The following is a 17,178-nucleotide window of genomic DNA, read 5'->3' on the forward strand; positions in this document are numbered from 1 at the left end:
TATGGCTCAATTTTTTTCGCTCCATCCCGAGCAGCCGCAGGCCCGACTCATCCGGCAAGCCGCAGAGATCATCCGCGGCGGCGGACTGGTCGTTTTTCCGACCGATTCTGCCTACGCGCTGGCCGGACACACCGGCGACGCCGCCCTGCTCGAGCGCATACGGCGCATTCGTGGTGTCGACGAGCGACATCATTTCACCCTGCTGTGTCGCGATCTGTCCGAGATCTCGACCTATGCGCGGGTGGACAACAGCCAGTACCGCTTGCTCAAGGCCACCACGCCCGGACCCTATACCTTCATCCTGGAAGGGACGCGGGAGTTGCCACGACGCCTGCTGCACCCGAAGCGCAAGACGATCGGCCTGCGCGTGCCGGAGCACGTGGTGGTGTCCGCCTTGCTCGACGAACTCGACGAACCGCTGCTGTCTTCAACCTTGCTCATGCCAGGCGAAGATCTGCCGCTTACGGATGCCGAAGAGATTCGTGAGCGCCTCGAGAAGCAGGTAGATCTCGTGATCGAAGCCGGATTCTGCGGTCCCGAGGCCACGACCGTGATCGATCTCACCGGTGGTGCGCCCACTCTGGTGCGCGCGGGTCGCGGTGCGCTCGCCCCGTTCGGTATCGAGGAGGATTAGGGCGGCCTCTGCTAGAATGCAGGCCTTTGTGCCTACGCTCTCATGGAATCGCTGATCTCCAACCTGGCTATCTGGGCCTTGCCGGTGCTGCTCGCCATCACCCTGCATGAGGCGGCGCACGGCTATGTGGCACGGTATTTCGGTGACCCGACGGCCGATCTGGCCGGGCGCATCACGCTCAATCCGTTGCGCCACATAGACCCGGTAGGCACGATCCTGCTGCCCGCGGGCATCCTTGGCCTGAGCGTGCTGTTTGGCGGCAGTGGCATTCTTTTTGGTTGGGCCAAGCCGGTACCGGTCGACTTCAACCGCTTGCGCAGGCCGAAGGCGGACATGTTGTGGGTTGCCGCGGCAGGTCCCTTCGTCAATCTGCTGATGGCGATCGGATGGGCTATCCTGTTCAAGATCGCCATCAGCCTGTCGCCCGGCGCCTACACCATTCCAATGATGAAAATGGCCGATGCCGGGATGCAGATCAACGGCATCCTGATGCTGCTCAACCTGCTGCCCATCCCGCCACTGGATGGCGGTCGGATTGCGGTCAGCCTGCTGCCAAACCGGCTGGCCTGGCAGTTCTCGCGGCTCGAGCCCTACGGTTTTCCGATTCTGCTGCTGTTGCTGTTCACCGGTGCGCTTGGTGCCATTCTCGGCCCCCTGCTTGCCGTCTTTCGCTACTTTCTCGCCCTGTTTATCGGACCCTGAGACATACCATGTACGCTGAACGCGTTCTCTCCGGCATGCGCCCGACCGGACGTCTGCACCTTGGCCATTACCATGGCGTGCTGAAGAATTGGGTCAGGCTGCAGGAGATGCACCCCTGCCTGTTTTTCGTGGCCGACTGGCATGCGCTGACGACCGCTTACGATACGCCGCAGGTGGTCGAGGAAAACGTGTGGGAGATGGTCATCGACTGGCTGGCAGCCGGCGTGGACCCGTCACAGGCCACGCTGTTCATCCAGTCGCGCGTGCCTGAGCATGCGGAGATGCATCTGCTGCTGTCGATGATGTGTCCGCTGGGATGGCTCGAGCGCGTGCCGAGCTTCAAGGACCAGCAGGAACGTCAGGGGGGCAAGGATCTCGGTACCTATGGTTTTCTCGGCTACCCGTTGCTGCAGGCCGCCGACATCCTCGTCTATCGGGCAGACAGCGTGCCGGTGGGTGAAGACCAGGTGCCGCACGTGGAGTTGACGCGCGAAGTGGCCAGACGCTTCAATCACCTGTATGGGCGCGAGCCGGATTTTGAGGACAAGGCGCGGGAGGCAGTGCGCAAACTCGGTGCCAAGCGCGCCCGCATGTATGCTGAATTGCGCGTCCGCTTTCAGCAGGAGGGGGAAGAGGATGCGCTCGAACAGGCGAAAGCGCTGCTCGATGAAACCCAGAACCTGAGCCTCGGAGATCGTGAGCGCCTGTACGGGTATCTCGAGGGTGAGGGCAAGATGATCCTGGTCGAACCGGATGCGCTGTTGACCGACGCGCCGCGGATTCCGGGCCTGGATGGCCTGAAGATGTCGAAGTCGCGCAGCAACACGATTTTCCTGCGCGAGGACGATGACAGCATTGCTCGCAAGATCCGCACCATGCAGACCGACCCGGCGCGTGCGCGCCGTACGGATCCGGGGACGCCGGAAAAGTGTCCGGTGTGGCAGTTCCACCTGGTCTATTCGGATGATCGGACCCGCGAATGGGTGCAGACCGGGTGCCGCAGCGCGGGTATCGGCTGCATCGAATGCAAGCAGCCGGTCATCGATGCGGTGATTGAAGAACAGGCGGATCTGCGCGAACGCGCCAGGCCTTACGAAGAAGACCCTGCGCTGGTGCGCAACATTCTCGCCGATGGATGCGAGCGCGCGCGCAAGCTGGCGCAGGAGACGATGCGCGACGTACGTGAAGCCATGGGGCTGAGTTACGGCTGAGCGGGATGAAGTGTTGCTGCCCATGCTTGCGGAAGCGGACGGGTGCAAGTAGTGGAGGCTGAAATGAACCTGCCGCTGGCGCTGGCGCCGGTCGAATTCATCGACGACAAGGCGGCGATTGCACGTCTTTACGGCGAGCCCATGCTCGAACTGCCGAAAGACCTGTATATTCCGCCCGACGCGCTGCAGATCATTCTCGATGCGTTCGAGGGGCCGCTGGATCTTCTTCTGTACCTGATCCGCCGGGCAAATCTCGACGTTCTGGATATACCGATGGCGCCGCTGACGGTGCAATATCTGCAGTACATCGAGGCAATGCGGGCCAGTAACCTCGATCTGGCGGCAGATTATCTGCTGATGGCCGCCATGCTGCTCGAGATCAAATCGCGCATGCTGTTGCCGCGGCCAGCTCGGGAGGATGCCGAAGAGGCGGATCCGCGCGCCGAACTGGTGCGCCGTTTGCTCGAATACGAGCAGACCAAGCTCGCAGCGGCACGGCTCGATTCGATGCCGCGGGTGGAGCGCGATTTCGAATGGGTCAGTGTGTTCGTTGCCGAAAAGGTGGTCGAGCGCCTGCCCGATGTAACGCTGCACGATCTGCAGTTGTCATGGCTGCGCATCATGAAGAAGGCGCGCCTGAACCAGCATCACCGGGTGGGTCGTGAGCAGCTTTCGGTGCGCGAGCACATGACGGCGATCTTGCGCAAGCTCGATGGCGGCACCTTCGTCGTCTTCGATACGCTGTTCGAGCCCGATCTGGGGCCGGCAGGGGTGGTGGTGAGCTTTCTGGCGGTGCTCGAACTGGTCAAGGAACGGCTGGTCGACGTGACGCAAAACGAGGCCTTTGCGCCGATTTACGTGAAGTTGGCTGATGGATCGTGCGATAACGCCTGAACTGTGCAAATGCATCATCGAAACGGCGTTGCTGGCTGCGTCCGCACCGTTGTCGGTGAGCGCATTGCGCGGGCTGTTCGACGAGGATCCGGGGCCCGATCTGGTGCGACGCCTGGTGGATGAGTTGCGTGCCGACTGGGATGATGCTGCTCGGGGGGTGGAGCTGGTGCAGCTGGCGGGTGGCTGGCGTTTCCAGACCCGCCCGGCGTTTCAGGTCTACCTGGATCGGCTCAAGGAGGAAAAGCCGCCGCGGTATTCGCGTGCGGTTATGGAAACATTGGCAATCATTGCCTATCGCCAGCCGGTGACGCGCGGCGACATCGAGGATATCCGCGGTGTCACCGTGTCGCCCGGCGTGTTGAAGACCCTGGAATCCCGTGGCTGGATCGACGTCGTCGGTCACCGCGACACGCCCGGCAGGCCGGCCTTGTTCGCGACCACGAGACGATTCCTGGATGACATGGGCCTGCGCAGTCTCACCGAGCTGCCGGCTCTCACCGAAATCGAAAGGATCATGGATCTTGTCGACACCACGCAAATCCAGGCGGCCGATGCGGCCGCCGACCAAGAAACCGACTGAGTCGGGCAGCGCCGGCCCGCGTCGCGGCGAGCGGCGCGAGCACGCCGAAGACGACTTCGCGCCGGCCATGCGGCCCGATGCGCACAAGTCGGCGCTCGGCACGCCCGCGGGCATGACGCTGGAAGGACCGGGGCGAGAGCGTCGCCGCGGCACGGGGCAGGGGGCACCAGCCACGTTCACCGAACCTGAACGCCTGCAGAAGGTGCTGGCCCAGGCCGGCGTGGCCTCGCGCCGGGAAATCGAAGAGCTCGTCGTGGCCGGGCGAATCTCGGTAAACGGCCTGCCGGCCTCGCTCGGGCAGAAGATCGGGCCGGGTGACCGCGTGAAACTCAACGGTAAGCTGATTCCGCTGCGCTTCGTGCAACGGACGCCACGGGTGCTTATCTATCACAAGCCGGAAGGCGAAATCGTGTCGCGCGACGACCCTGAAGGCCGTCCCACCGTCTTCGAGCGCCTGCCGGTGCTGCGCAAGGGGCGCTGGCTGGCCGTCGGCCGGCTGGACTTCAATACGTCGGGTCTGCTGCTGTTCACCAGCGACGGCGATCTGGCCAACAAGCTGATGCATCCGCGCTACGAGATCGACCGGCAGTACGCCGTCCGTCTGCTGGGGGAGCTCACCGAGGAGCAGGCCAGGCAGTTGGTGGACGGGATCGAGCTCGACGACGGGCCGGCACGCTTCAATTCGCTTCAGGCAGCCGGTGGCGAGGGCGTCAATCACTGGTATCACGTCACCCTCTCCGAGGGGCGCAATCGAGAGGTGCGGCGCATGTTCGAGGCCATCGGACTGACCGTGAGCCGACTGATACGCGTGCGCTACGGTCCGGTCGAACTGCCTTCGCGATTGAAGCGTGGCATGTGGATGGAAATGCCCGAGGTGGAAGTGTGCAAGCTGGCTGGCCTGCCGCCACCGACGCCGCGCCAGGGGCCGGCGGGCAAGGCACAGGCGCCGAAGCTCAGGCGTACCGCACCTCGTACCTGAACGCGCTTTTCGTCTGGTGCCCCTGCTGCTGATGCTGGCGGGGGATTCTGTGGAGTTGGTCGCTGCAGCCCGTCGGGCATGCCGGTTTCTTGGTGTACCGGTTTGCCCGTCGCGGGCTTTTCGCGCTATACTCAGCAGGCTTTAACGGGTCTTCCCCAAAATAGGGAAGCCTGATTCTCCGGTTGGGGTCAACAGGGATGGGCTTATTGCCCATTTTTTATTTGTAGTCGCGGATGGCACGAGAGTATGCGGGTGGATCTGACACGTCTGGTTGAAGAAGTCGTCAATGGGCTCGGTTACGAGCTGGTTGATCTCGAACTGTCGCCCAAGGGGCGCCTGTTTCGAGTGTTCATCGATATCGAGCGCGGTATCACGGTGGACGATTGTGCGACTGTCAGCAACCAGCTGACCCGGGTTTTCGAGGTCGAGAATGTCGATTATGACCGCCTCGAGGTGTCGTCACCCGGGCTGGATCGGCCGTTGAAGAAACTGGCTGATTTCGAGCGCTTTGCCGGGCATGAAATCCAGTTGCGACTCGCCCTGCCGATCGGCAATCAACGAAATTTTGTAGGCGTGCTTCAAGGTGTTCGTGATAGTGCAGTGGTGCTCACGACAGACAAGGGCGAAATGCTCCTGCCGTTCGACGACGTCGAAAAAGCACGTCTTGTTCCGAAATTCTGAGACTCTGGATGTGGAGGTTTTACTGAAATGAGCCGCGAAATTCTGCTGCTTGTAGATGCGCTGGCGCGCGAAAAGAACGTCGCCAAGGACATCGTGTTCGGCGCGCTCGAGTCGGCGCTTGCCTCCGCGACCAAAAAGCGCGTGCATGATGACGCCGATGTGGTCGTCACCATCGATCGCGAGACCGGGGACTATGAATCGGTCCGCCGTTGGCTGGTCATGCCCGACGAGGATGTCACAAACGATGAGGCCGAAATGGGCATCATCGATGCGCGCGACGTCAAAGCCGACGTTGCCGTTGGCGACTATATCGAGGAGGCGCTCGAGCCGATCGATTTCGGGCGTATCGGTGCCCAGGCTGCGAAGCAGGTCATCCTGCAGAAGATTCGTGATGCCGAGCGCGAGCAGGTGCTCAACGACTTCCTCGAGCGCAAGGAATTCCTCGTCTCCGGTGCGATCAAGCGTATGGAGCGGGGCAACGCGATCATCGAAGTCGGCCGCATGGAAGCCGTATTGCCGCGTGACCAGCATATTCCGCGCGAGAACCTGCGCGTCGGCGACCGGGTTCGCGCCTATCTGCTCAAGATCGACCGCGGCGCACGTGGCCCGCAGTTGATCCTGTCGCGTACCGCGCCCGAATTCCTGATGAAGCTGTTCGAGCTCGAAGTGCCCGAGATCGAGGACGGTCTGCTCGAAATGAAGGCCTGCGCGCGCGACCCCGGTCTGCGTGCCAAGGTGGCGGTCAAGTCGAACGATCCGCGCATCGATCCGATCGGTACTTGCGTCGGTCTGCGCGGGTCGCGTGTGACGGCGGTGCGCAACGAGATCGGCGGCGAGCAGATCGACATCATCGTGTGGTCTGCGGATCCGGCCCAGTTCGTCGTGGCTGCGTTGCAGCCGGCTGAAGTGGTGTCGATCGTGGTCGACGAGGAAGCGCATGCGATGGACGTCGTGGTGGATGAGAATAATCTCGCCATCTCGATCGGACGTAACGGGCAGAACGTCAAGCTGGCATCCGAGCTGACCGGCTGGACCATCAACCTGATGAGCGAGCAGGAGTCGGCAGCGAAGTCCGAAGAGGAGCGTGGCGGCTTGCGCTCGGTCTTCATGAGCAAGCTCGATGTCGACGAGGAAGTGGCCGACATCCTGATCGATGAAGGCTTCTCTTCGCTCGAGGAAGTGGCCTACGTGCCGCTCGCCGAGATGCTCGAGATCGAATCCTTCGATGAGGATACGGTGAACGAGTTGCGCAACCGTGCGCGCAACGTATTGCTCACTGAAGCAATTGTGACCGAGGAACAACTGGAGAACGTCGCTGACGATCTGTTGGGTCTCGAAGGCATGGACAAGGCGCTTGCCGCTACGCTGGCGAGTCATGAGATTCGCACCCGGGACGACCTTGCCGACCTCGCGGTCGACGAGCTGGTCGAAATGGCCGGGATTGACGACGAAAGAGCCAAGGCGCTGATTTCCGTTGCGCGCGCCCACTGGTTCGAAGAATGACGGGAGGGCTGTAATGGAACAGATGAGCGTGACCCAGTTTGCCGGCGAACTGAAAATGCCGGCGGCGGCGCTGCTCGAGCAGTTGAAGAGTGCCGGTGTCGAGAAGTCCGGTGCCAACGATATGCTGACCGAGCAGGACAAGGCGCGCCTGCTTGAGTACCTTCGGCGCTCCCATGGCGATGTCGAGTCCAAGGGCAAGATCACGCTGACGCGCAAGCAGACGTCCGAGATCCGGGCCACCGACTCCACCGGTCGGGCGCGCACGGTGCAGGTGGAGGTCCGCAAGAAGCGTACTTTCATCAAGCGCGACGATGCGCCCGCTGGCGAGGCGGTGCCTGTTGACGCCGTGGCTACGGCGCCGGCAGACGCGCCGGTGGCAGCGGTGGAAGCCCAGGTGGCCGCGCCTGCCGAGGCGGTGCATGAACCGGTTGTCGAGCCGACGCCCGCTGTGGTCGAGACGGCGCCCGCACCCGAACCCGAGGTGGTTGCAGCGCCCGAACCTGAGCCCGAGCCGGTTGTCGAGCCCGAGCCTGTCGTCGCACCCGAGCCCGAGCCCGAGCCGGTGTCCGCCGCTGCGCAACCGGAACCTGCCGTCACGGGCGAGGCAGAAGCTGCCGAGCCCGATGCCGGCGCGCGTCAGCGTAAGGGCGGGGATGGCAAGCAGGCAGTGAAGCCGACGGTCGCGCTCAGCCGGCCGGTGCCCATCAGCCAGATCATCAGTGACGAGGAGCTCGCCGCCCGTGAGCGCGAGGCCCGCCGTCACCGCGAACTGGTCGAGCGTCAACAGGCCGATCTGCGCGCCCGTCAGGAGCGTGAGGCCGCAGCCAAGGCCGCCGCAGAGGCGCGCCGTGCCGAAGAGGAGGCGCGTGTCGTAGCCGAGCAAAGGGCCAAAGAAGAGGCGGCACGTCCGGCTGCGGCGAAGCCGGCAAAGGCCACGTCGGGCACCTTGCACAAGCCGGCGAAATCGGAAGAGAAATCGAAGGACGCCGCAGGCAAGCGCGGTGCGCCCGTTGTCCGCGATGCGGAGAACAGCAAGCGTCGCGGGTTGAAGACGCGTGGAGAGGTTGGCGCGACCACCTCCGGCAACGCTTGGCGCGGCGCCAAGGGCGGCGGTCGCGGGCGTCATCAGCACGATGATCGCCAGACCTCCTTCCAGGCGCCGGTCGAGCCGGTGGTGCGCGAAGTGCACGTGCCGGAGACGATTTCGGTGGCCGATCTGGCCCACAAGATGGCGGTCAAGGCGACCGAGGTCATCAAGGCCCTGATGAAGATGGGTATGATGGTCACGATCAACCAGGTGCTGGACCAGGAAACGGCGATGATCATCGTCGAGGAACTGGGTCACCAGGCCGTCGCCGCGAAGCTCGACGATCCCGATGCCTTCCTCGAGGACACCGACGAGCACAAGGATTACGAAGTGCTGCCGCGTGCGCCGGTCGTGACCGTGATGGGACACGTCGACCACGGCAAGACCTCTCTGCTCGATTACATCCGTCGCGCCAAGGTGGCCGCCGGCGAGGCGGGCGGGATCACCCAGCACATCGGTGCCTACCATGTGGAAACCGAGCGCGGCATGATCACCTTCCTCGATACCCCGGGTCACGAAGCCTTCACGGCCATGCGTGCTCGCGGTGCGAAGGCGACCGACATCGTTATCCTGGTGGTGGCAGCCGATGACGGCGTGATGCCGCAGACGCGTGAAGCCATTCACCATGCCAAGGCTGCGAATGTGCCGATGGTGGTCGCGATCACCAAGGTGGACAAGCCAGAGGCCAACCTCGAGCGCGTCAAGCAGGAGCTGGTTGCCGAGAGCGTGATTCCCGAAGAGTACGGTGGCGACACCATGTTCATGCCGGTTTCCGCCAAGAGTGGCGCCGGTGTCGATGCGCTGCTCGAAGCCTTGCTGCTGCAGGCCGAGGTGCTCGAGCTGACCGCCCCGGTGGAGGCGCCGGCCAAGGGTCTGATCGTCGAGGCTCGACTCGACAAGGGTCGTGGTCCGGTCGCTTCGCTGCTGGTTCAGTCGGGTACGCTGCGCAAGGGTGATGTACTGCTCGTGGGCGCGACCTTCGGCCGCATCCGCGCCATGCTCGACGAAAATGGCAAGGCGATCGACGCTGCCGGGCCTTCCATTCCGGTCGAAATTCTCGGTCTGTCGGATGTGCCTGCTGCGGGTGACGAGGCCATCGTGCTCGCGGACGAAAAGAAGGCGCGTGAAATCGCACTCTTCCGTCAGGGCAAGTTCCGCGACGTCAAATTGGCGAAGCAGCAGGCGGCGAAACTCGAAAGCATGTTCGAGCAGATGTCCGAGGGGGAGGTCAAGAGCCTGCCGCTCATCATCAAGGCCGACGTGCAGGGCTCGCAGGAAGCGCTGGTGCAGTCGCTGGTCAAGCTTTCCAACGACGAAGTCCGGGTCAACGTCATCCACGCTGCCGTCGGTGCGATCTCCGAGTCGGACGTGAACCTCGCGCAGGCGTCGGGTGCGGTGATCATCGGCTTCAATACCCGGGCCGATGCGGGTGCGCGCAAGCTGGCGGAGACCTTCGGGGTCGATATCCGCTACTACAACATCATCTACGATGCCGTGGATGAGGTGCGCTCCGCACTGTCGGGCATGCTGTCGCCGGAGAAGCGCGAGGAAATCATCGGCCTGGTGGAGATTCGCCAGGTGTTCACGATTTCCCGGGTCGGCTCGGTCGCCGGTTGCTATGTGCTCGAAGGCATGGTCAAACGCGGTTCGTCGGTGCGTCTGCTGCGCAACCATACGGTGGTGTGGACAGGCGAGCTCGAGTCGCTCAAGCGGTTCAAGGATGACGTCAAGGAGGTCAAGTTCGGATACGAATGCGGTCTCCAGCTCAAGAACTACAACGATATCCATGAAGGTGACCAGCTCGAGGTGTTCGAGATCAAGGAAGTGGCGCGGACACTCTGATAGATGCCTAAGGAATATTCCCGCAGCCAGCGCGTGGTGGAGCAGATCCGCCGCGAGCTGGCAGAACTGATCAGGCTGGAGGTGAAGGATCCGCGCGTCGGATTCATCACCCTGACCGACGTCGAGATCACGCCCGACTACGCGCATGCAAAGGTCTTCTTCACCTCGATGATGGGTAAGGAGAGCGTGCCGGAGATTCTTCAGGGGCTGCGTCGGGCCAGTGGTTTCCTGCGGCGTGAGCTGGGGCGCAGGATTCGCATCCATACCATTCCCGAACTGCATTTCGAGTACGACCAGTCGGTGGAAGAGGGCAGTCGCATGTCCCAGCTCATCGACCGGACGGTGCGCGAAGACGAAGCGCGCAATCGGGACGAGCAGGAAGACTGATCGCGAGTGGTGGTGAAACGCATTCAACGCAAGATCATTCGCCGTCAGGTTGACGGCGTATTGTTGCTCGACAAGCCGCAGGGCCTGAGTTCGAACGCCGCATTGCAGACGGCCCGCCGTCTGCTCAATGCGGTCAAGGCCGGGCATACCGGCACGCTCGACCCGATGGCGAGCGGCTTGCTGCCGCTGACCTTCGGTGAGGCGACCAAGTTCTCGCAGATGCTGCTCGATGCCGACAAGACGTACGAAGCGGGTGTCCGCCTCGGCGTCAGCACCGACACCGGCGATGCTGAAGGCCAGGTGGTGGCGACGCACGCTGTCGACGTCACCGAGGCTCGTCTGCGGACGGTGCTCGATGGCTTCGTTGGCGAGATCGAACAGGTGCCGCCGATGTATTCGGCGCTCAAGCGCGATGGCAAGCCCCTGTATGAATATGCACGAGCCGGCATCGAAGTGGAGCGCAAGGCCCGGCGGGTGACGATTTCGTCACTCGAGCTGGTGTCGTTCGATGGCGGCAGCTTCATCATCCGTGTCGATTGCAGCAAGGGCACCTATATCCGCTCGCTGGCGATGGATATCGGCGCTGCGCTGGGCTGCGGGGCACATCTCTGTGCCTTGCGCCGCACGCGCATCGGCGCGTTCGGTATTGCCGACGCGGTTGCGCTTGCGCTGCTCGAACAAACTGACGCAGACGCCAGGGATGCATTGCTGGCGCCTGCCGACGCGCTGGTCGGTGCTTTTCCGCGTATCGATCTCGATGCGCAGCAGGCGTCGTTCATGCTCCAGGGGCGGCCGTTGAGCCTCGCGGAGCAGGGTGCAGGTTTTGCCCGGATCTACGGTCCGGACGCCTTTCTCGGCCTTGCCGAGTGGAAGGCAGACGGAAAATTGTGGGCGAAACGCCTCATCGCCACCGGTGAGGCGAATCAAAGTACGTGATTTTGATTGAATTTTTGGTGCGGCAATGGGTATAATCCGCCGCTTCTGATTGGCCGAACGAAAAGAGTAAACACGCACATGTCTCTCGATATTGCAACCAAGGCGCAAGTCGTCTCCGATTACCAGCGCGCTCCGGGCGATACCGGTTCGCCGGAAGTCCAGGTCGCCCTGCTGACCGCCCGTATCAATGGCCTGACCGGCCACTTCAAGGAACACGCGAAGGATCATCACTCCCGTCGTGGTCTGCTGAAGATGGTCAGCCAGCGCCGCAAGCTGCTCGACTACCTGAAAGGCCGCAATGCCGAGAGCTATCGTAGCCTGATCGAGCGTCTGGGCCTGCGCAAGTAAGTCGCTGCTCGTGATCAGCCCGACAGCGCCCGAAACGGCTGCCTGAGCAAGCAAAAGCCGGGGTGACCCCAAAGGGTCGCTCCGGCTTTGTTACTTTCAGCATGACGGTTTCGGGGCTGTTCCTGCAGTTGTTGTTCGCTGCATCTATTGACTAAAGGAATTTCCCTTGCCTACTTCCATCAAGAAAACCTTCGCCTATGGCGCGCATACCGTCACCCTCGAAACCGGCGAGATTGCTCGCCAGGCCGGCGGTGCGGTCATCGTCAATATGGACGACACCATGGTGCTGGCCACCGTCGTGGCGGCCAAGGAAGCCAAGCCCGGTCAGGACTTTTTTCCGCTGACCGTCGATTATGTCGAGAAGTTCTACGCGGCGGGTCGCATCCCCGGCGGCTTCTTCAAGCGTGAAGGCCGTCCGACCGAGAAGGAAACGCTGACCTCGCGCCTGATCGACCGCCCGATCCGCCCCCTGTTTCCCGAGGGCTTCAACAACGAAGTGCAGGTCATCGCACTGGTGCTGTCGCTGAATCCCGAAATCGATGCCGACATTCCGGCCATGATCGCGGCGTCTGCCGCGCTGGCGATTTCCGGCGTGCCTTTCAGTGGTCCGATCGGTGCCGCACGCGTCGGTTATGCCGATGGCCAGTACCTGCTCAACCCCACCACCGAGCAGCTCAAGACGAGCGCACTCAACCTGGTGGTGGCCGGTACCGAATCCGCGGTACTGATGGTCGAGTCCGAGGCGCGCGAACTGTCCGAAGAAGTGATGCTGGGTGCCGTGGTCTACGGCCACGAGCAGATGCAGCATGCCATCCGCGCCATCAACGAGCTGGTTGAAGTTGCCGGGAAGCCGGAGTGGGAGTGGCAGGCGCCGGCCGCCAACGAGTCGCTGATCTCGCGAGTCGAAGGGTTGGCCAAGGCCGATCTCGAGGCAGCGTTCAATATCACCAGCAAGCAGGCGCGCAGCGCGCGTATCAACGAGATCTTCAAATCTACGGTTGCTGCGCTGACCGAGGGCGTCGAAGTGCCGCCGTCGCTCAACGAAGTGAAGGACATCTTCTTCAATCTCGAATCCGGCATCGTCCGCAGCCGCATCCTCAATGGCGAGCCGCGTATCGACGGTCGTGACACGCGCACGGTTCGCCCGATCGAGATCCGTACCGGTGTGCTGCCGCGCGCGCATGGCTCGGCGCTGTTTACCCGTGGCGAAACCCAGGCGCTGGTGGTGGCCACGCTCGGTACCGGACGCGACGAGCAGATCATCGATGCGATCGCCGGCGAATACCGCGAAAACTTCATGCTGCATTACAACTTCCCGCCGTTCTGCACCGGCGAGACGGGCCGTTTCGGCGTCACCAAGCGTCGTGAAGTCGGTCATGGTCGCCTGGCCAAGCGCGCGCTGATCGCCGCGCTGCCGAAGGCGGAAGATTTCAGCTACACTGTGCGTCTGGTGTCGGAAATCACCGAGTCGAACGGTTCGAGCTCGATGGCCTCCGTTTGCGGCGGTTCGCTCGCGCTGATGGACGCTGGCGTGCCGATGACCGCTCACGTGGCAGGTATTGCGATGGGCCTGATCAAGGACGGCAACCGCTTTGCGGTGCTGACCGACATCCTCGGCGACGAGGATCATCTTGGCGACATGGACTTCAAGGTGGCCGGTACCGAGAACGGTATCACCGCGTTGCAGATGGACATCAAGATCCAGGGCATCACCAAGGAGATCATGAAGGTTGCACTGTCGCAAGCCGGTGAAGGCCGCATGCACATCCTCGGTCTGATGAAGCAGTCGCTCGATACCGCACGCGTCGAAGTGTCCGAGTTCGCGCCTCGCATGATCAACATCAAGATCAACCCGGAGAAGATCCGCGACGTGATCGGCAAGGGCGGTGCGGTGATCCGTGCGCTGCAGGAAGAGACCGGTGCGGTGATCGAGATCCAGGACGACGGCAATGTGACCATCTCGTGCGTGAGCAACGAGGGCGCTCAGGCGGCCAAGGCCAAGATCGAGGCGATCACGGCCGAAGTCGAGGTCGGCAAGGTGTACGACGGCACGGTGGTGCGTCTGCTCGACTTCGGCGCGATCGTGAACATCATGCCGGGCCGTGACGGCCTGCTGCATGTGTCGCAGATCGCCAATGAGCGCGTGAATAACGTCGCCGACTACGTCAAGGAAGGTCAGGCGGTGCGCGTCAAGGTCCTCGAGACCGACGAGCGCGGCAAGATCCGCCTGAGCATGAAGGCGCTGCTCGAGCAGGCTGCCACGAACTGACCGGCCGACCGTACCGGACAGCAAAAAGGGACGCCTCGGCGTCCCTTTTTTCGTATTCGCGCCGCCGTATGCGATGGTGCGCGGCGACCCCGGCGATGGCTAGCGTGCGACCTGGCGCTCGCGGATCTCTTCCAGGGTCTTGCAGTCGATGCACAGTGTGGCCGTAGGGCGCGCTTCCAGGCGCTTCAGACCGATTTCGACCCCGCAGCTGTCACAGTACCCATACTCGCCGTCCTCGATGCGCTGCAGGGCCTGATTGATCTTCTTGATCAGCCTGCGCTCGCGGTCGCGGTTGCGTAGTTCGAGCGAGAGATCGGTTTCCTGGCTGGCACGATCGTTGGGGTCGGCGAAGACCGTGGTCTCGTCCTGCAGCGAATGAACCGTGCGTTCGATGTCTTCGGACAGTTCGTCTCTGAGCACGGTCAGAATGCCGCGAAAGTACGCGGTCTGATTTTCGCTCATGTAGTCTTCGCCCGGTACTGGCGTATAGGCAGGAAACTGCTTGTGGAGGAGTTCGTCGGCCATGACGGAGAGTGCCTTATCAAGACGGGAATGATCAGAGGTGCATTTAAATAGCAGAAATTTCGGGGGCGGACAAGACCGGGGGCATGCGCCCGAAAGTGGCGCGCGACGCCATTTTTCACGTGATTGAGAAAAACGTTTGACGTTCCGGAAAAGTGTCTGTAAAGTGCGCGGCTCTCGGGGTGTAGCGCAGCCTGGTAGCGCATCTGCTTTGGGAGCAGAGGGTCGTGAGTTCGAATCCCACCACCCCGACCAGCTTCACCCCGATGCCCGCGGGATCTGCCCGTAGCTCAACTGGATAGAGCACCGGCCTTCTAAGCCGGGGGTTGCAGGTTCGATTCCTGCCGGGCAGGCCAGAGAAGTCTTCTGGATTGAGCAGTAAAGGTTTCCGGGCCTTGTCTTCGACAGGGTCCTGATGGCGGCGGCATTAGCTCAGTTGGTAGAGCATTGGATTGTGGCTCCAAAGGTCACCGGTTCGAAACCGGTATGTCGCCCCAAGCTACACTGGACGTCAAGTCCGGCAATAACCGTCCGCAAGGGCGGTTTTTGCTTTCTGCGGCGCCGCTTCCCACTGCGACGGCGGATCCCTGGCGAATGATGGCGCCGATTTCTTTCATTTCGGATGTCCGGGCTCAAGATCCCGGCGCGGATGCCGATAGCCGGGTGAACCGGCCAAGCCCAAGGATGCGCGCAAGACCAATTCCGGGTGTCGTAAATCTGCGGAGAATCTTCATGAACAGCGATCGATCCATGTCCCTGCGTAATCGCCTGATTGCGCTTACTGTCGCCACCGTCGTCGGTCTGTGCGTTCTTTTCACGATCCTGTTGATCAACGAGCGCGAGCAGTTGATGAGCGACCGTCGGGAAAAGGTGCGCAACGTGGTCGAGGTGGCGCATGCGACGGTGAGCCACTTCGAGCAGCTCGCGCGCGAAGGAAAACTCGATGTTGCCGCGGCTAAGAAGGCTGCGATGGAGGCGGTACGCGCCATGCGTTACAACAAGGTGGAGTACTTCTGGATCAACGATCTCGACGACAACATGCTCATGCATCCGATCAGTGCGGCGCTCGAGACCAAGAAGCTGGACCAGCTCAAGGACAGAAACGGCAAGTATTTCTTCGTCGAGTTCATCAAAGTGGTGAAAAACCAGGGCGGTGGCTTCGTCGACTACCTGTGGCCGAAGCCCGGTTCGGACGAAGCCGTTCCGAAGCTCTCCTACGTGAAGGGAACGGACGACTGGAAGTGGGTCATCGGCAGCGGCATCTATATCGATGATGTCGATGAGATCTTCTGGCGGAACGCCACATGGTTTCTCGTGTGGGGGCTGGGCATCGGTGGCTTCATCGCCGTGTCGCTCACGCTCGTCGGGCGCAATCTGCTGCGTACGCTCGGTGGCGATCCGTCCTACGCCTCGGAGATCACGCGCAGGATTGCCGCTGGCGACCTGACCAGTCAAGTAATCTGTGCGCCGGGCGATACGACGAGCGTGCTCGCAGGGATGAAATCGATGCAGGACACCTTGCGCAACATGATCGACGAGATCGTGCGCGGCGCGGAGCAGCTTGCGGCCGCCTCGGTGCAATTGCTCAAGGCCTCCGAGGACGTTGCATCGCAGTCCAGCCAGCAAAGCGAAGCAGCATCGGCAATGGCCGCCGCGGTGGAGGAGATGACCGTCAGCATCGGGCAGGTGGCGGAAAACGCCAATGAAGCGCATACGATCACGGTGAGTTCGAGCGATCTGTCGGAGAAGGGGACCGGGGTCATCCAGAATGCGGCGGCCGAGATGCGCAAGATCTCGGATGCGGTGGAGTCCTCGTCGGCCATCATTCAGGACCTGGGTGAACATTCGAACCAGATTACCTCGATCGTGAACACCATCCGCGAGATTGCGGATCAGACCAACCTGCTGGCGTTGAACGCCGCCATCGAGGCGGCACGGGCCGGCGAGCAGGGGCGCGGCTTTGCCGTGGTGGCCGATGAGGTGCGCAAACTGGCAGAACGTACCAGCCTCTCCACGACCGAAATCGCAGACATGGTCGGCAAGATACAGACCGGTACGCGCAATGCGGTGACCAGCATGGAGGCCGGCGTCAAGCAGGCGAGCGTCGGGGTGGCGCTGGCGGGTCAGGCCGGTGAATCGATTACCGGAATTCGGGACGGGGCGCTGCGCGTGATGGAGGTCGTCAATAGCATCTCAGACTCGATCCGCGAGCAGGGTACGGTCTCGAGCGAGATTGCCCGCAATATCGAGCATATTGCGCAGATGTCGGAGGAGGCCTCCCGGGCGGTGCAACATACGGCGGACGCGGCGCGTCACATGCAGAAGCTCTCGTCCGGCCTGCATTCTTCGGTGAGCCGATTCAGGCTGGGCTGATACGGGGCGCGGTCGGCCGCGATGCGCGCAGCAAGAGAACGGCCTCCGTCATCAGGAGGCCGTTCTCTTTCGGATGTTGTCGTGCGCAGGCAGTCTGCGGAGGCGCCGCCTGCGATGTGCTAGTGTAGTGATGCGCTCTTGATGGTACTTATCGTAGGTGGCGATTGCGGTCGTTGATGGCCTCCTCCCCCTTCAAGGGGGAGGCTGGGAGGGGGATGGGTCAATTCGCG

Annotated in this window: 15 protein-coding genes and 3 tRNA genes; 17 read left to right on the plus strand and 1 reads right to left on the minus strand. The window is 62.4% G+C overall.

The annotated features are described in order from the left end of the window. Nucleotide 1 precedes the first annotated feature (1 nt). From J5J83_RS01790 to pnp, 13 genes are all read left to right on the plus strand, one after another. Nucleotides 2-634 (plus strand): L-threonylcarbamoyladenylate synthase, encoded by a 633-nt coding sequence (locus tag J5J83_RS01790; protein WP_212344551.1) that lies wholly within the window; start codon nucleotides 2-4, stop codon nucleotides 632-634. Nucleotides 635-676: 42 nt separating this feature from the next. Continuing rightward, nucleotides 677-1,336 carry a site-2 protease family protein gene (locus tag J5J83_RS01795; protein WP_212344554.1) on the plus strand — a complete coding sequence of 220 codons (660 nt, stop codon included), beginning with the start codon at nucleotides 677-679 and terminating at the stop codon, nucleotides 1,334-1,336. An 8-nt stretch (nucleotides 1,337-1,344) separates the two neighbouring features. Continuing rightward, nucleotides 1,345-2,547, plus strand: coding sequence for a tryptophan--tRNA ligase (locus J5J83_RS01800; protein ID WP_212344557.1), 1,203 nt, complete (start codon nucleotides 1,345-1,347; stop codon nucleotides 2,545-2,547). Between the two features lie 63 nt (nucleotides 2,548-2,610). Next, nucleotides 2,611-3,441, plus strand: coding sequence for a ScpA family protein (locus tag J5J83_RS01805; protein WP_212344560.1), 831 nt, complete (start codon nucleotides 2,611-2,613; stop codon nucleotides 3,439-3,441). After that, nucleotides 3,419-4,021: an SMC-Scp complex subunit ScpB gene (scpB, locus tag J5J83_RS01810; protein WP_212344571.1), complete on the plus strand. Its 603-nt coding sequence runs from the start codon at nucleotides 3,419-3,421 to the stop codon at nucleotides 4,019-4,021. Before J5J83_RS01805 ends, scpB begins: the two co-directional genes overlap by 23 nt. Then, complete coding sequence (gene rluB / locus J5J83_RS01815; protein ID WP_212344574.1) at nucleotides 3,993-5,000, plus strand: 23S rRNA pseudouridine(2605) synthase RluB; 1,008 nt, start codon at nucleotides 3,993-3,995, stop codon at nucleotides 4,998-5,000. Before scpB ends, rluB begins: the two co-directional genes overlap by 29 nt. A 246-nt stretch (nucleotides 5,001-5,246) precedes the next feature. Beyond that, nucleotides 5,247-5,681: a ribosome maturation factor RimP gene (gene rimP / locus J5J83_RS01820; RefSeq protein WP_212344577.1), complete on the plus strand. Its 435-nt coding sequence runs from the start codon at nucleotides 5,247-5,249 to the stop codon at nucleotides 5,679-5,681. Between the two features lie 27 nt (nucleotides 5,682-5,708). Next, nucleotides 5,709-7,184, plus strand: a complete 1,476-nt coding sequence (gene nusA, locus J5J83_RS01825; protein ID WP_212344580.1) for a transcription termination factor NusA — start codon at nucleotides 5,709-5,711, stop codon at nucleotides 7,182-7,184. 13 nt (nucleotides 7,185-7,197) lie between these two features. Beyond that, entirely contained in the window at nucleotides 7,198-10,113 is a 2,916-nt protein-coding gene (gene infB / locus J5J83_RS01830; RefSeq protein ID WP_212344584.1) for a translation initiation factor IF-2, read from the plus strand. Nucleotides 10,114-10,116: 3 nt separating this feature from the next. Next, on the plus strand, nucleotides 10,117-10,500 hold the full coding sequence (gene rbfA / locus J5J83_RS01835) for a 30S ribosome-binding factor RbfA (RefSeq protein ID WP_212344590.1): 384 nt from the start codon (nucleotides 10,117-10,119) through the stop codon (nucleotides 10,498-10,500). A 21-nt stretch (nucleotides 10,501-10,521) separates the two neighbouring features. Next, nucleotides 10,522-11,436 (plus strand): tRNA pseudouridine(55) synthase TruB, encoded by a 915-nt coding sequence (truB, locus tag J5J83_RS01840; RefSeq protein ID WP_212352724.1) that lies wholly within the window; start codon nucleotides 10,522-10,524, stop codon nucleotides 11,434-11,436. A 78-nt stretch (nucleotides 11,437-11,514) separates the two neighbouring features. Beyond that, a complete protein-coding gene (rpsO, locus tag J5J83_RS01845; RefSeq protein WP_108948674.1) occupies nucleotides 11,515-11,784 on the plus strand; it encodes a 30S ribosomal protein S15 in 270 nt (89 codons plus the stop codon). A gap of 166 nt (nucleotides 11,785-11,950) precedes the next feature. Next, a complete protein-coding gene (pnp, locus tag J5J83_RS01850) occupies nucleotides 11,951-14,053 on the plus strand; it encodes a polyribonucleotide nucleotidyltransferase (protein ID WP_212344592.1) in 2,103 nt (700 codons plus the stop codon). Nucleotides 14,054-14,152: 99 nt separating this feature from the next. Here pnp and dksA read toward each other — a convergent pair whose 3' ends face one another. Then, nucleotides 14,153-14,578 carry an RNA polymerase-binding protein DksA gene (dksA, locus tag J5J83_RS01855; protein ID WP_212344594.1) on the minus strand — a complete coding sequence of 142 codons (426 nt, stop codon included), beginning with the start codon at nucleotides 14,576-14,578 and terminating at the stop codon, nucleotides 14,153-14,155. Nucleotides 14,579-14,753: 175 nt separating this feature from the next. Here dksA and J5J83_RS01860 point away from each other — a divergent pair. From J5J83_RS01860 to J5J83_RS01875, 4 genes are all read left to right on the plus strand, one after another. Then, nucleotides 14,754-14,830 (plus strand) — tRNA-Pro (locus J5J83_RS01860). A gap of 24 nt (nucleotides 14,831-14,854) precedes the next feature. Beyond that, nucleotides 14,855-14,931, plus strand: a tRNA-Arg gene (locus J5J83_RS01865). A gap of 65 nt (nucleotides 14,932-14,996) precedes the next feature. Then, nucleotides 14,997-15,072, plus strand: a tRNA-His gene (locus J5J83_RS01870). A 235-nt stretch (nucleotides 15,073-15,307) separates the two neighbouring features. Then, the gene (locus J5J83_RS01875; RefSeq protein WP_212344596.1) at nucleotides 15,308-16,948 is read left to right on the plus strand and encodes a methyl-accepting chemotaxis protein; all 1,641 of its coding nucleotides are present in this window, start codon (nucleotides 15,308-15,310) and stop codon (nucleotides 16,946-16,948) included. The last annotated feature ends 230 nt before the right edge of the window (nucleotides 16,949-17,178 follow it).

Source organism: Azoarcus sp. L1K30, assembly GCF_018122735.1.
Lineage (GTDB): Bacteria > Pseudomonadota > Gammaproteobacteria > Burkholderiales > Rhodocyclaceae > Parazoarcus.

What these genes read in the sequence shown, in the direction of transcription:
- J5J83_RS01790 (WP_212344551.1), top strand. Translation starts at nt 2, where the DNA reads ATGGCTCAATTTTTTTCGCTCCATCCCGAGCAGCCGCAGGCCCGACTC.
- J5J83_RS01795 (WP_212344554.1), top strand. Translation starts at nt 677, where the DNA reads ATGGAATCGCTGATCTCCAACCTGGCTATCTGGGCCTTGCCGGTGCTG.
- J5J83_RS01800 (WP_212344557.1), top strand. Translation starts at nt 1,345, where the DNA reads ATGTACGCTGAACGCGTTCTCTCCGGCATGCGCCCGACCGGACGTCTG.
- J5J83_RS01805 (WP_212344560.1), top strand. Translation starts at nt 2,611, where the DNA reads ATGAACCTGCCGCTGGCGCTGGCGCCGGTCGAATTCATCGACGACAAG.
- scpB (WP_212344571.1), top strand. Translation starts at nt 3,419, where the DNA reads ATGGATCGTGCGATAACGCCTGAACTGTGCAAATGCATCATCGAAACG.
- rluB (WP_212344574.1), top strand. Translation starts at nt 3,993, where the DNA reads ATGCGGCCGCCGACCAAGAAACCGACTGAGTCGGGCAGCGCCGGCCCG.
- rimP (WP_212344577.1), top strand. Translation starts at nt 5,247, where the DNA reads ATGCGGGTGGATCTGACACGTCTGGTTGAAGAAGTCGTCAATGGGCTC.
- nusA (WP_212344580.1), top strand. Translation starts at nt 5,709, where the DNA reads ATGAGCCGCGAAATTCTGCTGCTTGTAGATGCGCTGGCGCGCGAAAAG.
- infB (WP_212344584.1), top strand. Translation starts at nt 7,198, where the DNA reads ATGGAACAGATGAGCGTGACCCAGTTTGCCGGCGAACTGAAAATGCCG.
- rbfA (WP_212344590.1), top strand. Translation starts at nt 10,117, where the DNA reads ATGCCTAAGGAATATTCCCGCAGCCAGCGCGTGGTGGAGCAGATCCGC.
- rpsO (WP_108948674.1), top strand. Translation starts at nt 11,515, where the DNA reads ATGTCTCTCGATATTGCAACCAAGGCGCAAGTCGTCTCCGATTACCAG.
- dksA (WP_212344594.1), bottom strand. Translation starts at nt 14,578, where the DNA reads ATGGCCGACGAACTCCTCCACAAGCAGTTTCCTGCCTATACGCCAGTA.
- J5J83_RS01875 (WP_212344596.1), top strand. Translation starts at nt 15,308, where the DNA reads ATGAACAGCGATCGATCCATGTCCCTGCGTAATCGCCTGATTGCGCTT.